This is a genomic window from Paenibacillus sp. FSL R7-0272, from assembly GCF_037969905.1.
In the GTDB taxonomy this organism is placed as follows: Bacteria; Bacillota; Bacilli; order Paenibacillales; family Paenibacillaceae; genus Paenibacillus; species Paenibacillus polysaccharolyticus.
Genome location: NZ_CP150221.1, coordinates 3,975,729 through 3,992,070, shown reverse-complemented (window position 1 = coordinate 3,992,070; position 16,342 = coordinate 3,975,729). Strand labels below are relative to the sequence as shown.

Sequence of the window (16,342 nt, the reverse complement as noted above, 5' to 3'; positions counted from 1 at the left end):
GAAACAGGGGGAGAACGAGATGAAGAAAAGAAATTTCAAATGGGTTGGGTTAAGCGTTTTACTCGTATTGGTACTGGCGTTGTCAGCTTGCGGAATTAAAAAAGAACCAGCGGCCTCTTCTGCATCAGGATCAGCAGGTGAAACACCGAAGACGGAAGCCGTTACAGGACCTTTAAGCGGTAAACGGGTTGCGCTAATTATGGAATTTAATACAGGGACATTTTCACAGCAGTATGTACAAGGAGTGAAAGAGGAAATCGCCAAATTCGGCGGTGAACTCACCACCTTTGTTGCAGATAACGATAAAGCCAAAATGGTATCGTTGCTTGACAGTGCAATCAACCAGAAATTTGATGTCATTTTGACAGATCACGGTGACTCGCTCCTGGAACCAGGGGTGAAAAAAGCGGTTGAGCAAAAGATTCCAGTCGTTGTATTTGATGCAGCGATCAGTGTGCCGGGCGCTACGGTGTTGTCACAAGATGACCAGAAGATGGCTGAACTAACACTGGAACAGATGAAAAAGGATATCAATGGTAAAGGTAACATCGTGAAAGTCTGGGTGGCCGGTTTTGCTCCAATGGAACGTCGCCAGATTGCTTACGGAGCATTCTTGAAAGCCAATCCGGAGATCAAAGAAATTGCGACATTTGGTTCTGCTCAGAACCCGGCGCTGGACACGCAAGCCAAAATGGAGGCCATCCTGAAACAATATCCAAAAGGTGAAATTACAGCGGTTTGGGCCGCGTGGGACGAGTTTGCAAAAGGTGCGGCGCGTGCCATTCAGCAAGCAGGGCGTGATGAGATTAAGGTGTATGGAATTGACATGAGTGATGAAGATCTGCAAATGATTCAGGACCCTAAAAATCCTTGGGTTGCTTCCGCGGCTGTAGACCCAACAGACATTGGACGTGTACAAGTTCGATATGCATACCAGAAGTTGCATGGGGACCAAACTGAAGATGCGGTTGTTCTTAATCCGGTGTACGTACAACGCGAGGCTTTGCCTGATAAACAAATCTCCACATCTGAGCTGTCTGAGTACGTAAAAGGCTGGGGAGGCAGTACTCAAGGGATTAAGGACTGGATGAGCGAGTACGGGATCACTGCGAAGTAAGCAGCGTTAGAAGCACGCCGCGAGGCGTGCTTTTTTTTCAGGCGATAACAGGCAATACAGCTGATTGGAGGCAACATCATGAAGGACCCGATATCACTGGATATGGAGCATATCCATAAGCATTTTTCAGGCATACCTGCGCTGAGGGACGTACATTTTTCTGTAAAAGGTGGAGAGATCCATGCCCTCCTTGGAGCGAACGGGGCCGGCAAAAGTACGTTGATGAAAATACTGTCAGGCGCGTACCAACTGGATGAGGGAACGATCCGTCTAAATGGCTATAAACTGGGCCTCCATTCTCCGAGAGAAGCCAAGGCAAGCGGAATTCACTGTGTATATCAGGAAGTGGATGCTGCACTTGTGCCGCAGCTGACGGCTTTCGAGAATATTATGCTAGATCAGTTGGCATCATCGGCTGGAGGATGGTGGAAAAGTCCAAGAACGTTGCAACAACGTGCCAAGGAAGCATTGAAACAGCTCGGGGCAGATCATATATCGATTCACCGTAAAGTGGCCGAGCTGACCCTGGCCGAGAAACAGATGATTTTGCTTGCGCGTATCCTGATTCAGGATGCCAAGGTTATTATTTTCGACGAGCCAACTGCACCTCTGAGTCAAGAGGAGACTGATGCCTTCTTTCGCATTGTACATCTGCTGAAGGAACGCGGGGTAGCCTGCATCTTCATTACCCATCGTCTTGCCGAAGTAACGAGTCACTGTGACCGGGTTACTGTGATGAGGGACGGGCGTCATGTGTTTACCGGTGAAACAAATGGACTGACGATCAATGATCTGGTTACGCAAATGTTAGGTAAACCATTCGAAGAAGAGTTTCCCAAGACCGAAGCACCTGTGGGAGAGCTGCTGCTGCAAGCCCGAGGTCTTCGGCGGGGGTTGAAGGTGAAAGGGGTGGACCTTGAGGTTCGCCGCGGAGAAGTGCTGGCTGTGGTTGGGCTCGTGGGTGCTGGAAAAACGGAATGCTCTCGTATGCTGATTGGTGCTGATCGATTGCAGGCAGGCGAGATAAGGTTACTCGGACGGAACATCCGTCTGTCTCAACCTGCGGATGCAGCGGCTCTAGGCATTGTATCTGTTCCGGAGGAACGACGTAAACAAGGCATTCTTATTCAGGAGAACGTGGAACGTAATCTGAGCCTGCCCTTGCTTTCCAAGCTTAGTCGACTGGGCTTTGTTAACCGCAAACGTGAGCGTCATCATGCAGATTCACTAGTGGAACAACTCGGCATCAAGACTTCTTCCGTGAAACAAGAAGTGAAGTATTTAAGTGGTGGTAATCAGCAAAAGGTAGCCATAGGAAAATGGTTGCGTACGGATGCAGATGTATTTATTTTTGACGAACCAACAAAAGGTGTGGATATCGGGGCGAAAAGTGACATTTTCCGCATTATCAATGAGTTGGCGTTGGCTGGTAAAGCGGTGATCTATTTCACTTGTGAATTGGATGAAGGAATGGGGATCGGAGACCGTATTGCGGTCATGTGTGAAGGGGTTATCGTAAAAGAGTTCCAGCGTGGCGAGACGAACCAAGAACAGCTGCTTTACTATGCAAGCGGTGGACAAGAGGTGGAAGCATGAAGGATAAATCACTCGATTTTGCGTTCCGTTATGGGGCGATTATAGTCATTATAGGCGTTATTGCTTTTTTCGGCATAAAACTGCCCTATTTCTTCACGTATAGCAATTTGACGGATATTTTGGGTTCGATCTCGATCGTAACCTTTGTGGCGATTGGTGTAACATTATCTCTCATTGTAGATGGATTTGATCTCTCTGTGGGAGCGACCGTCTCGCTGACAACCGTTGTTACTGCGTCATTAATGATCTGGTATCAACAGCCTCTTGCTGTCGTTATTATCGTACCTCTCGTTATCGGGGCTGTCATTGGTCTGCTGAACGCGCTGTTGATTGTAAAACTGCGTATTCCGGATCTGCTTGCAACGCTTGCGACAATGTACATTATCGGAGGTATCCACAAAACCTATGCGCAGGGATATACAATTTACAACCATATGCAGTTCCCGGATGGAAGTAAGGCTGCTGGAGAGATGGACCCGACGTTTCTGTTGATTGGGCAAGGGAAATGGCTGGGGATGCCGATTTCTGTTATCCTGCTGCTTATTGCTGTAATCGGTGTTCATATCTTTTTGACATACACCAAATATGGTAGGCAAATGTATATCACAGGCGGAAATGAGGAGGCGGCAAGGCTCTCTGGGATCAAGGTGAAAAAGGTTCGAACACTTGCTTATGTGGCAGCTGGAATCTTCGCGGCTATTGGAGGAATCATCTATGCGTCCAAAGTGGGATCGGGACAGATTGATGCCGGATCTCCATTGTTAATGGAATCCGTAGCTGCTGTATTTGTTGGTTTTTCTGTTTTTGGCGCCGGGAAGCCGAATGTAATCGGAACCTTTATCGGTTCCGTTCTGATTGGTGTCCTGGTCAATGGATTGACGATGATGAATGTCCAGTATTTTACACATGATATTGTCAAAGGCGGAGTGCTTGTGCTGGCTCTGGCAGTTACATTTTACGTTTTAAACCGTAGCCGCACTTGAAATTGTGTGCTGTCTGTATTAGTATAAAATTTGTTCGGCGTCAGAAACACGCGAGGTTTCAGGCGGCTTTTACCAGAAATGACTGTGGGCCGCAGGCGGAGATGAATGTTCATCGCTCAAAATGGTCAACGTTTTTTTGTGAATGAACGTATATTTCCTTATAAAACGGAAACACAGTATAACATTCAGGACATTGATTCAGGAGGTGAAAAACAAATGAACAAATCAGACTTGATTACACACGTATCCGAGGCTACTGAATTGTCCAAAAAGGATGTAACGAAAGCGGTTGATGCCGTATTCGAAGCGATCTCTGAGGCTCTTCAAAACGGAGACAAAGTACAATTGGTTGGTTTTGGGAACTTCGAAGTTCGCGAGCGCTCTGCACGTAAAGGACGCAACCCGCAAACAGGTGAAGAAATCGAAATTCCTGCGAGCAAAATTCCTGCGTTCAAACCAGGTAAAGCGCTCAAAGACGGAATTAAATAAGATTTCTACATATTCCATATGTCAACGAAAAAAGACCGTGACTTGTTCACGGCCTTTTCTTTTGCCTGTAAACAGGAAATTTTCGTAATCTGTTACTCAACCTCTTTACTTTTTTCCGAAAGTTCCGGTTGCTCACTGTAAGCGATTAGAATCAGATCTTTGCCCGTAACGGCAGACAGATGATGCTCAATCTCCTGTAACTGGTGTACATGCTCATCCTTGAGCACAGCGGGGGTGTACTTCATGCAAACTCTCCTTTCCTGGCTGATCGTTATAGTATGACCCGGGAATTATGGTTTCTTGCGGTATATTCCCTCCAGGGCTTGTTGACAAATGAAACAATCTTGATCATCATTAACGCTATGAAATCAGAAAAGGGGACGTGCGGGATGGATCACTCTACGGGCAATGACTTTATCGTAATTAAAGCAGAAGAAAACGGTGTACAGGTGATTGGCTTGACCCGGGGGCAGGACACACGATTTCACCACACGGAGAAGCTGGACAAAGGCGAAGTGATGATTGCCCAATTTACAACACATACTTCAGCCATTAAAATCCGGGGAAAAGCTACGCTGATTACGAAGCATGGAGAGATTGAATCGGAATAGTCTTGAAAGAGTTTGACTAGGTACATTAAAAAGGTTGTATGAGATGAAAATTGCAGGCATAGCCTGCTTTTTTTGATTGTACAATGAGGTATGAGCCTTTACCGGACAGACTACACTAACAGGTAAAGGCAGGGAGGCGCTTATGAAACCGGGAATGATTGTGACTGCGTCCATGCTGTCAACGATTGCGGCAGTCATCGTGCTCGTGGTTTTTCAAAGCTTACATACACGTACATGGGGCGGGGACCGCGCAGAGCCTGTAACCGCTTCTCATCAAACGATCCAGTTGACCAATGATAATCTGGTTGATGTACTGAGTTCACTTCATATGTCTACGCCGATTGCTAGAGTGGAGTGGAAACAGTCTATTTTGACACTTGACCTCAAAGTCAAAGGAACGAATACGAGTTATACTGAAATTTATGAAAATATGGCGGCAGTCGTGGATCTGAGTTTTCGCAGTGTAGACAACGTGGAGCAGGTGCTCCTTCGCGTCATGGCCGAGGATGAATGGGTGCATAGACGTCATCTGCTACTTGCGGCAGATATCAGGCGAGGAGAATGGCCTATGTATGCCATTGACATGCTTCGCACGTGGAAAAGCGCGGCATTTTCGGAGGATTTAAAAGACTGGTTCAATCTGATGCAGACGGAACTGTGGAAGAAGCAGTTCGAAATGACCAGTTAGGGGTAATCAAATAGCAGGATTCAGTGCGTGCCGAATAAACATATGCTATAATATATAAGATTGTAGTGCAGAAATGGTTTGACAAAGCAAAGCCTCGGAGGATGAGAATGAATTCATATCGTGTACCCCAACTTGCAAAGAAATATACGGATTACGACATGATTCGACAACATACGGAAATCCCGTCATTTCCGGATAGCCGGGCGCGTCTGTTACAGGTATTTGTGGGCCGAACAGACGAAAAGGGTCATCAGGAACTTTACGCTCTTGCGACCTCGCTTGTTCAGTTGGCTATGGATACGCATGATCGAATCGATACGATCTCCGGTGATCGGGGAGAACAAGAGATGCGTTCACGCCAATTAAATGTTCTCGCTGGAGATTATCTGAGTAGCCGTTTCTATCAGTTGCTTGCTCATGCAGGCAAAATAGAAATGATCGGTAAGCTTAGCGGTGCTGTTTCCGAAGTAAACGCACGTAAGATGACGCTGTATGAACGGATGAAAAAACTTCTCGTTTCGGCTGATGAATATTTGCGTGAAACGGTACAGCTGAGAATGCAGCTGTTTCTTTCATTTACAGACATGATTCCTGTTGAGGATAAGCCGTTATGGAACAGCTTGCTGATGGAGTTCAGCACTTGCGAAACCATCATAGAAGAGATGGATCGGATGCGTGACGAGAAGCGTATGCTTCATAGCTATGCGTTCTGGTATGTGTACGAGAACGGCAATGACGAGGAACGCGGTCATTTGACTCAAATGGAGCTCGAACCACGTATGTGGAGCTCTATGGTGCTTAAACACAGCATAAGCGAGGTGTTGCTGGACAAGCTTCGCGAGTGCACACACCGCATTCAGCTTTTGCTGCAAGATGAGGAAGGTCTTCAAGATATGCATGAGTTCGAGGCAATTCTTGAGCCTTACCTGTCCTATGTGCAGCCTTCACATGCGGCAGTAAGGGAAGATTGAGGGGGAGACAGACGAATGGGTAGCGGAGAGACCAAACCGAAAGAAGAATTTGTCCATTCGGTTTTTCAGAGTATAGCCGGCAAGTATGACGTCATGAATGATATTCTGAGTTTCCGCAGGCATAAAGCTTGGCGTAAATTCACGATGAAGAAGATGAATATGTCCAAGGGAGATACGGGACTGGATTTGTGTTGCGGCACATGCGACTGGACGCTCGCTATGGCACAGGCAAGTGAAACGGGGCACATGCACGGGCTGGATTTCAGTAGCAACATGCTGGAAGTGGGCCAGACGAAAATTGATGCGGTGAACCGTTCAAAACAGATTACGCTCGTTCAAGGGAACGCCATGTCTTTGCCCTTTGAAGACAATACGTTCGATTATGTTACGATTGGATTCGGTTTACGTAACGTGCCTGATCTAAGACAGGTTTTGTCTGAAATGAAACGTGTTGTAAAACCCGGCGGTATGGTGGTTTGTCTGGAATTGTCCAAACCGACGTGGCAGCCGTTTAAAGGCATTTATTATTTTTATTTTGAGCACATGCTGCCCAATATGGCGAAACTGTTTGCCAAACGTTATGAGCAGTATAAATGGCTGCCGGACTCTCTGGCGCTTTTCCCGGGTAGAAAGGAACTGGCAGACATTTTTGTTGAAACTGGATTGCAACAGGTGCAGGCCTACCCTCTAACCGGAGGCATCGCGGCACTGCATATTGGAACCAAGGAGAATCAGAATGTTTAGGAAAATTCGCATCTTTTTAGAAATGATCAAGATTGAACATACGCTTTTTGCTTTACCTTTTGCTTTTATGGGCGCTATCCTGGGATCGATGGTTGTTAACAATACGTTCCCGAGCTGGATGCAGATTATGTGGGTATTACTTGCCATGGTTGGTGCACGGAGTGCCGCATTCGGTTTGAACCGGATTATTGATCAGGCGATTGACGCAAAAAACCCACGTACGGCGATGAGAGCTATTCCAGCAGGCTTGCTGAAGAATGGCGAGGTTATTATTTTTATCATCATCTCGTTTATTTTATTATTCTGGGCATCATCCAATCTTAATGTATTATCCATGCAGTTGTTGCCGATTGCAGTCTTCATGTTAGTGCTATATTCGTACACCAAACGGTTCACATGGCTTTGTCACGTCGTACTGGGGATGACCATTGGCCTTGCTCCTTTGGGAGGATGGGTGGCTGTGACAGGTACTATGGATTGGACAGCGATTGTTCTGTACGTTACGATTGTATTCTGGACTGCCGGTTTTGACATTATTTATGCATGTCAGGATCTGGATTTTGATCAGGGAGAAGGTCTGCATTCCATTCCGTCCCGCTTCGGACTTGTGAAATCATTGCAGATTGCCAAGTTCTTTCATGTCATTACGGCGATTGGTTTTCTTGCCCTGTTACTAATGACCGATCTGAGCTGGTGGTATGGCGCAGGTATGCTGATTACGTATGGTATCCTGCTTTATGAGCACTATATTGTGTCACCTAATGATATGAGCCGTGTACAAACGGCATTCTTTACGATGAATAGTGTACTCAGCCTAGTCGTATTTACGTTTACATTCATTGATCTGGCGGTGAAATAATGATGCAGCAACCGGAGAATAAACGACTTGTCGTCGGAATCACCGGAGCGAGTGGCAGCATATATGGTATCCGATTGATTGAAACGTTGCTTGACCTTGGATATGCCGTTCATTTGGTTGTTTCCAATGCTGGCTGGCGTGTACTAAAGGAAGAAATGGACTGGGATGTGACGAACCGGGAGAGCCTGCTCCAAGAAAAATTTGGTCATCGCGGTGGATCGTTAATCTATCATCCCGTTAGTGATATTGGGGCTTCGATTGCCAGCGGTTCTTATCTGGCGGAAGGCATGATTATCATGCCTTGCTCCATGGGCACTCTTTCATCGATTGCAAACGGATCTTCAGACAATCTGATGTCACGCGCTGCAGATGTTATGATGAAAGAAGGCAGGACGTTAATTCTTGTGCCTCGTGAGACGCCTTTGCATGCTATTCACCTGGAAAACATGCTGAAGCTTTCACGTCTTGGTGTGCGAATGATCCCGGCGATGCCTGCCTTTTATTACAAACCTCAGAGCATGGAGGATTTAATTTTATTTTTAGTAGGTAAAGTGCTGGATAGCTTGCGCATCCCGCATCAACTGTTTACTAGATGGGGAGAACCGGATGAACGGGGATAATGTAGCCGGGTCGCGCTTTTCTGAATAACCGGATCAGAAAAGTGCGACACATGGACATGATCCCCTGACTCCCGGGGTATCGGTGAGTGCTGATGGCCAGATAAATGTGTCCACAGTCTTGACCCATGCTCCGGCAACTTCTGTACTTTTGGTTGATTCAGATTTGGTCGCAGCGTTTAAATCCCGAATGTCGGTGCTGGCATTCGAATAGTCATCATGATGGACGCTGTAGAAGATCACAAGCAGGAACGGCGAGCCTGGGGCGACGTTTTTGCCTGTAGGCTCGGGCTTGCTGGAAGGGAAGGTAAGCATGGATTTTTGGATTGACAATACGCTGACACGGGTGAACGAATGAAACTATTGGACATTTTCGGATTGTTAAAAAAGGACATGGATTACGTTGAAAAAGAGTTGTATCGTAGCGTAAAAGGCGAACAAAAGTTACTGAGTGAAACTTCGCTTCATCTGCTTAAGGCAGGTGGAAAACGACTGCGGCCTGTTTTTGTGCTTTTAGGTGGCAAATTTGGTACATACGATATCGAGCGTTTGAAGCTCGTAGCCGTTCCACTGGAACTTATTCATTCTGCTTCCCTCGTTCATGATGATGTCATCGATAATGCGGAGACTCGCCGGGGCAAACCCACCGTCAAGTCTAAATGGGACAATCGGATTGCGATGTATACAGGAGACTATATCTATGGCAAAGCGCTAGAGATGACGGCAGGACTTTCTGATCCGGCTATTCACCGCATCCTTGCCAAAGCCATGGTACAGATGTCCATTGGTGAGATGGAACAGATTCGGGACTTTTTTAATACAGGTCAGAGTGTGCGTAACTATCTGCTACGTATTCGTCGCAAAACTGCACTTCTGATTGCAGTGAGCTGCCAGCTTGGAGCACTCGCTACTCGTGCACCTGAGCACATTTCATCTTTGTTGTATACCTATGGATATAATGTGGGTATGGCTTTTCAGATTCAGGATGATGTTCTGGACTTGGTGGGTACGGAGAAACAACTTGGCAAACCTCCAGGAAGTGATATGAAACAAGGGAACATCACGTTACCTGTGCTGTATGCTCTGGAAGAAGAACAGTTACGTGAGCCGTTGCTCAAGGAAATTTCGCGTGTGCATCATGAAGAAGGACGTGCAAGTGCATCGGATGCAATTGGAATGATTCGCCAAAGTCAAGGAATTGCTAAAGCAGAAGCCCTTGCTGACCGATATATGAAGAAAGCGCTCGATGCTCTCGATCAGCTGCCTAATATCAAGACCACTAAAAATCTGCGAGACATTGCTCACTTTGTCGTTAAACGTACACATTAAGCTTGCTTGTGTTGTTTAATGCTCTACACGGATGTGAAAATCCTCATTGGGAGGATTTGGACTTGTATGTTACAATCAAAGGGATTGCGTTTACATAGTGATTAACTTTGAACCGTGAGTGAGGAGTGAACTGGTAATGGATCGTACCTTTTTGATGGTGAAACCGGATGGTGTGCAGCGTGGTTTGATCGGCCGTATTATCAGCCGTCTGGAAGACAAGGGATTTAAGCTGGTAGCAGGAAAACTGGTGCAGATGTCGGAAGAACAGGCGAAGCGCCATTATGCTGAACATGAGGGCAAGCCGTTCTTTGATGATCTGGTTCGTTTTATCACTTCTGGCCCTGTATTTGCCATGGTATGGGAGGGCGACGATATTGTGACACTTGCACGTATTGTCATTGGTAAAACGAATGTGAAGGAAGCGGCTCCAGGGACAATCCGCGGAGATTTCGCTAGCCATACACCGCATAATCTCATTCACGGAGCAGATTCGCCGGAAAGTGCTACTCGTGAAGCTGCCAATTTCTTTAGCCCGGACGAGCTGGTAACCTATGAGAAGAGCATCGCAGGCTGGTTGTAATTATTAGCCAAAGGGTGATGTACGATGCTGGAGCAAGAACAACTAGACCCGGATTATGCCGGATTCATTCGTAAAATTAAAGAGAGCACAGGCATTGATCTTGCTCAGTACAAGGAAGGCCAGATGAAAAGAAGGCTGACCACACTACGTAACAAAAACGGGTTTAATACATTTTCACTCTTTTTTGATGCGATGCAGAAGGAGAAGTCGTTATTTTACGAGTTTCTGGATCGCATGACCATTAACGTATCGGAATTTTGGCGCAACCCGAATCGCTGGGAAGTGTTGCGTGATGAGATTCTGCCTGAGCTGGTGGGTTCCAAACGCAAGGTCAAGGTATGGAGCGCTGCTTGTTCGACTGGTGAGGAGCCATACACGATTGCCATGATTTTGGATACGCTAGGCATCTTGAAAGAAAGTTCCATTACGGCAAGTGACCTGGATGAAGGTGCACTCGCTAAGGCTAAGGAAGGCCGTTATATGGAACGTTCGCTGAAAGACGTGCCTCCAGAAACGGCGAGTCGATATTTCAAGCAAGACGGTATGATGTATCGTATTGATGAGAAATTAAAAAGCTCGATCAACTTCAAGAAGCAGAATTTGCTGGTTGACCGTTTTGATGATGGATACGATCTGATCGTATGCCGGAATGTCATGATTTATTTTACAGAGGAAGCGAAAAACCTGCTGTATCACAAATTCGCAGCCAGTCTGCGTTCAGGTGGGATGTTGTTCGTAGGCAGCACAGAGCAGATTTTCTCCCCAGGACAATACGGGCTGGAGACGGCAGAGACGTTTTTCTATCGGAAAAAATAAATCAGTGTATAGATCAACCGCCTGAGGTGCATGAAGATGTGCTCAGGCGGTTGTTTGCATAAGAAAAAGAGGCTTTCTTGTCAAAGCTGGTCAGCTATACTATAATAAGCAAAGAAATTATGGGATTTTAGCAATGTGAAGTTTAACAGTTTAAAGGGGGAACGTATTATGAGTTTACGTTATTTAACCGCAGGGGAAACGCACGGACCCCAATTGACCGCAATTATTGAAGGACTGCCAAGTAATTTGAATATTGATTTTGAAGAATTGAACTTCCAGCTTCATCGCCGCCAGAAAGGGTATGGCCGCGGACGCCGGATGCAGATTGAGAAAGACCAAGCTAATTTTGTTGGCGGAATTCGTCACGGATATACGACTGGTGCTCCAGTAGCGCTCGTTGTTCAAAATAATGACTGGAAGCATTGGCAGAATATTATGAACATTGAGCCGATTGAAGGTACTGATGAGGAAAAACGCCGTGTTCATCGCCCACGCCCTGGGCATGCCGACCTTAACGGTGGGTTGAAGTACAATCTCAAAGACTTGCGTAACGTTCTGGAACGCTCCAGTGCGCGTGAGACAACTGTACGTGTAGCATGTGGTGCGATTGCACGACAGTTTCTGGCTGAATTCGGTATTAAAGTGGCTGGAAGGGTTATTCGTATCGGGGAGATTGAAGCACCATACCAGGAGCTTCCGATTGATGAACTGATCGCCGTGACAGAAGCATCTTCAGTTCGTGTGACAGATGCGGAGACTGAGAAGAAAATGGAAGCCTATATCGATCAGATCAAGCAAGAAGGAGATTCCATCGGTGGAATCGTGGAATGTATCGTTGAAGGCGTTCCTGTCGGTCTGGGAAGCTATGTACAATATGATCGCAAATTGGATGCTCGTATTGCTCAAGGTGTAATGTCGATCAATGCGTTCAAAGGTGTGGAGATCGGTATCGGCTTCGAAGCGGGTACGATTCGCGGCTCTCAGGTACATGATGAGATTCTGTATACGGAGGATCGTGGTTACCACCGTGCAACGAATCGTCTGGGCGGGTTTGAAGGCGGTATGACTAACGGTATGCCGGTTGTGGTACGTGGAGTAATGAAACCTATCCCAACGTTGTACAAGCCGTTGCAAAGCGTAGATATCGATACGAAAGAAGCTTTTTCGGCTCAGGTTGAACGTTCCGATGCTTGTGCGGTTCCGGCAGCTAGCGTTGTTATGGAACATGTCGTTGCTTGGGAAATTGCCAAGGCATTCCTGGAGAAGTTCGGCGGGGATTCCATGGAGGAGATTCGGGCAAACGTTGCCAGCTACCAAGCACAATTGGAGAATTACTAATATGCGTCAGTTGACAGTACAGCTTGAAGAGCGCTCATATCCTATATTGATTGGCAGCGGCCTGCTGGCTCAAGCTCCGCAATATTTCGAACAATATGGATTGACTAAAAAAAGTCCACTTCTGATCATTACAGATGATCATGTAGCCCCGATATACTTGCATGGATTAGAGCAAACGTTGCGTGCGGCGGGTTATTCCGTCGTATCCGCAGTCGTGCCGTCTGGTGAGACTTCGAAATCACTTGCGGTATATCAGGATATGATGACGGTAGCGATTGAAGGCAAACTGGACCGCAGTTCGGCGATTCTTGCTCTAGGGGGAGGCGTTGTGGGCGATCTGGCTGGTTTTGTCGCAGCTACATATATGCGCGGGGTTAAGTTTGTGCAGATCCCAACAACCATTCTGGCTCATGACAGTAGCGTTGGCGGTAAGGTGGCGGTCAATCATCCTCTTGCGAAAAATATGATTGGTGCTTTCCATCAACCGGAGCTTGTACTGTATGATGTTGACACACTTCAATCGTTGCCGCCAAGAGATGTATCGGCCGGTTTATCCGAGATGCTGAAGCACGGACTGATCCGTGATGAAGCTTTTGCCCATTGGTGCGAAGAAAACGCCGAAGCGCTGCTTACGCTTGACCCGGATACACTCGGATATGGTCTGGAACGTGGATGCAGCATCAAAGCCGAGATTGTTTCCAATGATGAACGTGAGAATGGAGAACGTGCACTCCTGAATCTAGGTCATACGATTGGACATGCGATTGAAGCGATTGCTGGATACGGTGAATTTCTGCACGGAGAAGCCATTTCTATCGGTATGGCTGGATCGGCACTACTGGGTGAGAAACTCGGAGCGCCAGCAGGGCTGTATGAGGATACTGTTCGTATGTTGCGTTCTCTTCGTCTTCCCGTGACACTAGCTGCACATCTAAGTACGGATGCTTTGATGGAAGCGATGATGCATGATAAGAAATTCCGCGAGGGCCATATGGTCTTTATCGTTCCTGATCGGATTGGATCTGCCAGAATCGTGAAGGATGTACCGGTTACGGTTGTTCGTGAAGTCATTGAACTGCTTAGGAAGGGAGAATAACAGCATGATTACACGGGGAATTCGCGGGGCGACTACGGTCACCCAGAACAGTGAAGAAGAGATTTTGAAAGAAACAGCAGTGTTGCTTCAGGAAATTGTTGACCGAAACAAGATTGTACCGGAAGATATTTGTAGCGTATGGATTACGATGACCGGAGATCTGGATGCGGCTTTTCCAGCAAAAGTGATTCGTCAGTTAGATGGATGGGAGCTTGTGCCTTTGATGTGTGCGCTAGAGGTGCCTGTAAAAGGCGCTTTGGCGAAGTGTATTCGTTTTATGGTACATGTGAACACAACCAAAGCACAAAATGAAATTCATCACGTGTACTTGAACGGTGCACAAGCGTTACGTCCCGATCTGGCAGGTCGTTAAGTTTCTTGAATGACCATGGTTGTCAAACCGGTGAATATGATGTATAGTGAGAAACAGTTGAGTAGAGTTTAGATTGAGCTGAGAGCAGCTGAGTTGAGCCTAGTATATAGCAGAGTCCAGTGTTTGGTAGCCGATGCAATCGAAATCGGTCAACGCATACACGGTACGTCTTGCTAAGGGAGAAGTACAGGAAGAGAGTAGGCGTGTCAGAGGACATCGTTTATTCCCATATATCTAACGAACATTTTACATTATCTATCATCGAGGAATTGAATTGATTTCTCAAGAGATGAAGATGATGCAAACGAAATGTTACGAAGTATATGTTATCTTATAATATCTGAAACATGGATGAACATGGATCAGTTGCCTGTCACTCGCCCTTCGCAAAAGTATAGGGACTTGTTATTTATGGAGCAACATGCTTGAATACAGCTTATAACCAAACCTCTACCTGATGGTAGAGGTTTTTTGTCGTCATAACTTTCTTCTACCTAAATCTGAAAGGACGTGATCTGATGATAACGCCAAACGTTAATCAAGTATTGAAAATGTCAAATGAATATAATCTGATTCCGGTTGTTAAACGAATTTTGGCTGATATGGAGACGCCGATTCGTATCTTCCGCCGTTATGCGGACAATGACCGTGCGTTTTTGCTTGAAAGTGTAGAGGGTGGCATTCAATGGGCTAGATATTCCTTCATCGGTACGGATCCGTTTTTGATGATTTCAGGGAAGAAAGGCCGAATTGTGGTCGAAGAGGCAGGAAAGACTCGTGAACTGCCGGGCAAACCGATCGAAGAACTGAAAGCTTTGCTACGCAAATATCGGAGTCCGAAGATGGATGATCTTCCTCCTTTTACTGGTGGAGCCATTGGATTTTTTGGATATGACCTGTTGCAATATTATGAGAAGCTTCCAGCTCATGCGCTGGATGATCTGAATATGGATGACATACGCTTTATGTTTTGTGATCAAATTGTTGTGTTTGACCATGTGAAGCAGCACATGTTGCTCGTTGGCAATGTACATGTCAAGGATGGGGCAACGGACGAAGAGATTCGTCAGGCGTATGCAGCCACTTCCGAGAAGCTTGAACAAGCGGCAGAGCGTTTGCAGCAGCAAGGACCAGGTGAAAACCTGAACCCGCGTTCGATTCCAGGAGATGTGGAGCTTGGGGACATTCGTTCCAATCTGACAAAAGAACAATTTATCGGCAATGTGGAGCAAGCCAAAGAGTATATCCGTGCAGGAGACATTTTCCAGGTGGTGCTGTCTCAACGTTTTCATATTGATACGGAAATTTCCCCGTTACATGTATATCGCGTACTGCGGACGCTGAACCCATCACCTTATATGTATTATTTGAAAATGGACGATGAGATTATCGTAGGTACCTCACCTGAGGCGCTGGTCAAGGTTGACGGCAATCGCGTAGAAACACGTCCTATCGCAGGCACACGTCCACGAGGAGCGACAGAGGCAGAAGATCGCGCACTTGCGGCAGATTTGCTACAAGATGAGAAGGAGCGCGCAGAGCATCTGATGCTGGTGGATCTGGGAAGAAATGATCTGGGGCGTGTATCCACTTTTGGCAGTGTGAAGTGTGACATGTTCATGGAGATCGAGCGTTACTCTCACGTTATGCATATGGTATCGAACGTTACAGGTGAGTTAAGAGAAGACAAGGATTTCTTCGATGCTTTCCTCTCCTGTCTGCCAGCCGGGACCGTATCTGGTGCGCCGAAGCTGCGTGCGATGGAGATTATTGCGGAGCTGGAAAAGGAGGCACGGGGTGCCTACGCAGGAGCGATTGGTTACCTTGGATTCTCCGGAAATATGGATGCATGTATTACCATTCGTACGATTATTTTCAAAAAAGGAAAAGCATATGTACAGGCCGGAGCCGGAATTGTATGGGACTCTGTGCCTGAGAAGGAATATGAAGAGACTGTAAACAAAGCCAAAGCATTGTTAAAGGCCATTCGTACGGCTGAAGCGATGTTTCCGGCAAAAGCTGCAGATCCCAAATTAAGTCTGGCTAACGCTGATTATTTTGTTACACCAACTTCGGCAACAAACTGAGAGAGGAGAGACTGGAAATGAACTTGAATCCAATCATGAATGACAGTC

Annotated in this window: 18 protein-coding genes; 17 read left to right on the top strand and 1 reads right to left on the bottom strand. The window is 46.5% G+C overall.

The features are described 5' to 3' along the window. Positions 1–19: 19 nt before the first annotated feature. The 4 genes from MKY23_RS17665 to MKY23_RS17650 all read left to right on the top strand — a co-directional run bounded on the left by MKY23_RS17665 (position 20) and on the right by MKY23_RS17650 (position 4,185). A complete protein-coding gene (locus tag MKY23_RS17665) occupies positions 20–1,117 on the top strand; it encodes a sugar ABC transporter substrate-binding protein (protein ID WP_154890625.1) in 1,098 nt (365 codons plus the stop codon). 78 nt (positions 1,118–1,195) lie between these two features. Then, positions 1,196–2,713, top strand: a complete 1,518-nt coding sequence (locus MKY23_RS17660; RefSeq protein ID WP_339831176.1) for a sugar ABC transporter ATP-binding protein — start codon at positions 1,196–1,198, stop codon at positions 2,711–2,713. Beyond that, a complete protein-coding gene (locus MKY23_RS17655; protein WP_123066011.1) occupies positions 2,710–3,696 on the top strand; it encodes an ABC transporter permease in 987 nt (328 codons plus the stop codon). Before MKY23_RS17660 ends, MKY23_RS17655 begins: the two co-directional genes overlap by 4 nt. A 216-nt stretch (positions 3,697–3,912) precedes the next feature. After that, positions 3,913–4,185: an HU family DNA-binding protein gene (locus tag MKY23_RS17650; RefSeq protein ID WP_090917341.1), complete on the top strand. Its 273-nt coding sequence runs from the start codon at positions 3,913–3,915 to the stop codon at positions 4,183–4,185. Positions 4,186–4,277: 92 nt separating this feature from the next. Here the strand turns inward: MKY23_RS17650 and MKY23_RS17645 are convergent, their stop codons facing one another. Next, positions 4,278–4,430 carry a hypothetical protein gene (locus MKY23_RS17645; protein ID WP_167375654.1) on the bottom strand — a complete coding sequence of 51 codons (153 nt, stop codon included), beginning with the start codon at positions 4,428–4,430 and terminating at the stop codon, positions 4,278–4,280. A gap of 144 nt (positions 4,431–4,574) precedes the next feature. Between MKY23_RS17645 and mtrB the strand changes: the two genes are divergently transcribed. The 13 genes from mtrB (at position 4,575) to trpE (ending at position 16,294) form a co-directional block, all read left to right on the top strand. Beyond that, a complete protein-coding gene (gene mtrB, locus MKY23_RS17640; protein ID WP_090917232.1) occupies positions 4,575–4,796 on the top strand; it encodes a trp RNA-binding attenuation protein MtrB in 222 nt (73 codons plus the stop codon). 142 nt (positions 4,797–4,938) lie between these two features. Then, positions 4,939–5,484 carry a hypothetical protein gene (locus tag MKY23_RS17635; protein WP_339831172.1) on the top strand — a complete coding sequence of 182 codons (546 nt, stop codon included), beginning with the start codon at positions 4,939–4,941 and terminating at the stop codon, positions 5,482–5,484. Positions 5,485–5,591: 107 nt separating this feature from the next. Beyond that, positions 5,592–6,455 carry a heptaprenyl diphosphate synthase component 1 gene (locus tag MKY23_RS17630; protein WP_339831170.1) on the top strand — a complete coding sequence of 288 codons (864 nt, stop codon included), beginning with the start codon at positions 5,592–5,594 and terminating at the stop codon, positions 6,453–6,455. A gap of 15 nt (positions 6,456–6,470) precedes the next feature. Beyond that, complete coding sequence (locus tag MKY23_RS17625; RefSeq protein WP_090917226.1) at positions 6,471–7,199, top strand: demethylmenaquinone methyltransferase; 729 nt, start codon at positions 6,471–6,473, stop codon at positions 7,197–7,199. Beyond that, positions 7,192–8,058, top strand: a complete 867-nt coding sequence (locus MKY23_RS17620) for a UbiA-like polyprenyltransferase (RefSeq protein WP_339831166.1) — start codon at positions 7,192–7,194, stop codon at positions 8,056–8,058. Before MKY23_RS17625 ends, MKY23_RS17620 begins: the two co-directional genes overlap by 8 nt. Further along, positions 8,058–8,678, top strand: a complete 621-nt coding sequence (locus MKY23_RS17615; protein ID WP_090917221.1) for a flavin prenyltransferase UbiX — start codon at positions 8,058–8,060, stop codon at positions 8,676–8,678. The genes MKY23_RS17620 and MKY23_RS17615 overlap by 1 nt, the downstream gene beginning before the upstream one ends. Before the next feature lie 351 nt (positions 8,679–9,029). Continuing rightward, the gene (locus MKY23_RS17610) at positions 9,030–10,004 is read left to right on the top strand and encodes a polyprenyl synthetase family protein (RefSeq protein ID WP_090917219.1); all 975 of its coding nucleotides are present in this window, start codon (positions 9,030–9,032) and stop codon (positions 10,002–10,004) included. Positions 10,005–10,140: 136 nt separating this feature from the next. After that, the gene (gene ndk, locus MKY23_RS17605; protein ID WP_154983673.1) at positions 10,141–10,584 is read left to right on the top strand and encodes a nucleoside-diphosphate kinase; all 444 of its coding nucleotides are present in this window, start codon (positions 10,141–10,143) and stop codon (positions 10,582–10,584) included. A 24-nt stretch (positions 10,585–10,608) separates the two neighbouring features. After that, positions 10,609–11,400 carry a protein-glutamate O-methyltransferase CheR gene (locus tag MKY23_RS17600; RefSeq protein WP_154983672.1) on the top strand — a complete coding sequence of 264 codons (792 nt, stop codon included), beginning with the start codon at positions 10,609–10,611 and terminating at the stop codon, positions 11,398–11,400. A 168-nt stretch (positions 11,401–11,568) separates the two neighbouring features. Then, positions 11,569–12,738 (top strand): chorismate synthase, encoded by a 1,170-nt coding sequence (gene aroC / locus MKY23_RS17595; RefSeq protein ID WP_154957579.1) that lies wholly within the window; start codon positions 11,569–11,571, stop codon positions 12,736–12,738. A gap of 1 nt (position 12,739) precedes the next feature. Further along, positions 12,740–13,834, top strand: coding sequence for a 3-dehydroquinate synthase (gene aroB / locus MKY23_RS17590; protein ID WP_154983671.1), 1,095 nt, complete (start codon positions 12,740–12,742; stop codon positions 13,832–13,834). A 4-nt stretch (positions 13,835–13,838) separates the two neighbouring features. Continuing rightward, the gene (gene aroH / locus MKY23_RS17585; RefSeq protein ID WP_090917210.1) at positions 13,839–14,207 is read left to right on the top strand and encodes a chorismate mutase; all 369 of its coding nucleotides are present in this window, start codon (positions 13,839–13,841) and stop codon (positions 14,205–14,207) included. A gap of 518 nt (positions 14,208–14,725) precedes the next feature. Continuing rightward, positions 14,726–16,294, top strand: a complete 1,569-nt coding sequence (trpE, locus tag MKY23_RS17580; RefSeq protein WP_090917209.1) for an anthranilate synthase component I — start codon at positions 14,726–14,728, stop codon at positions 16,292–16,294. The last annotated feature ends 48 nt before the right edge of the window (positions 16,295–16,342 follow it).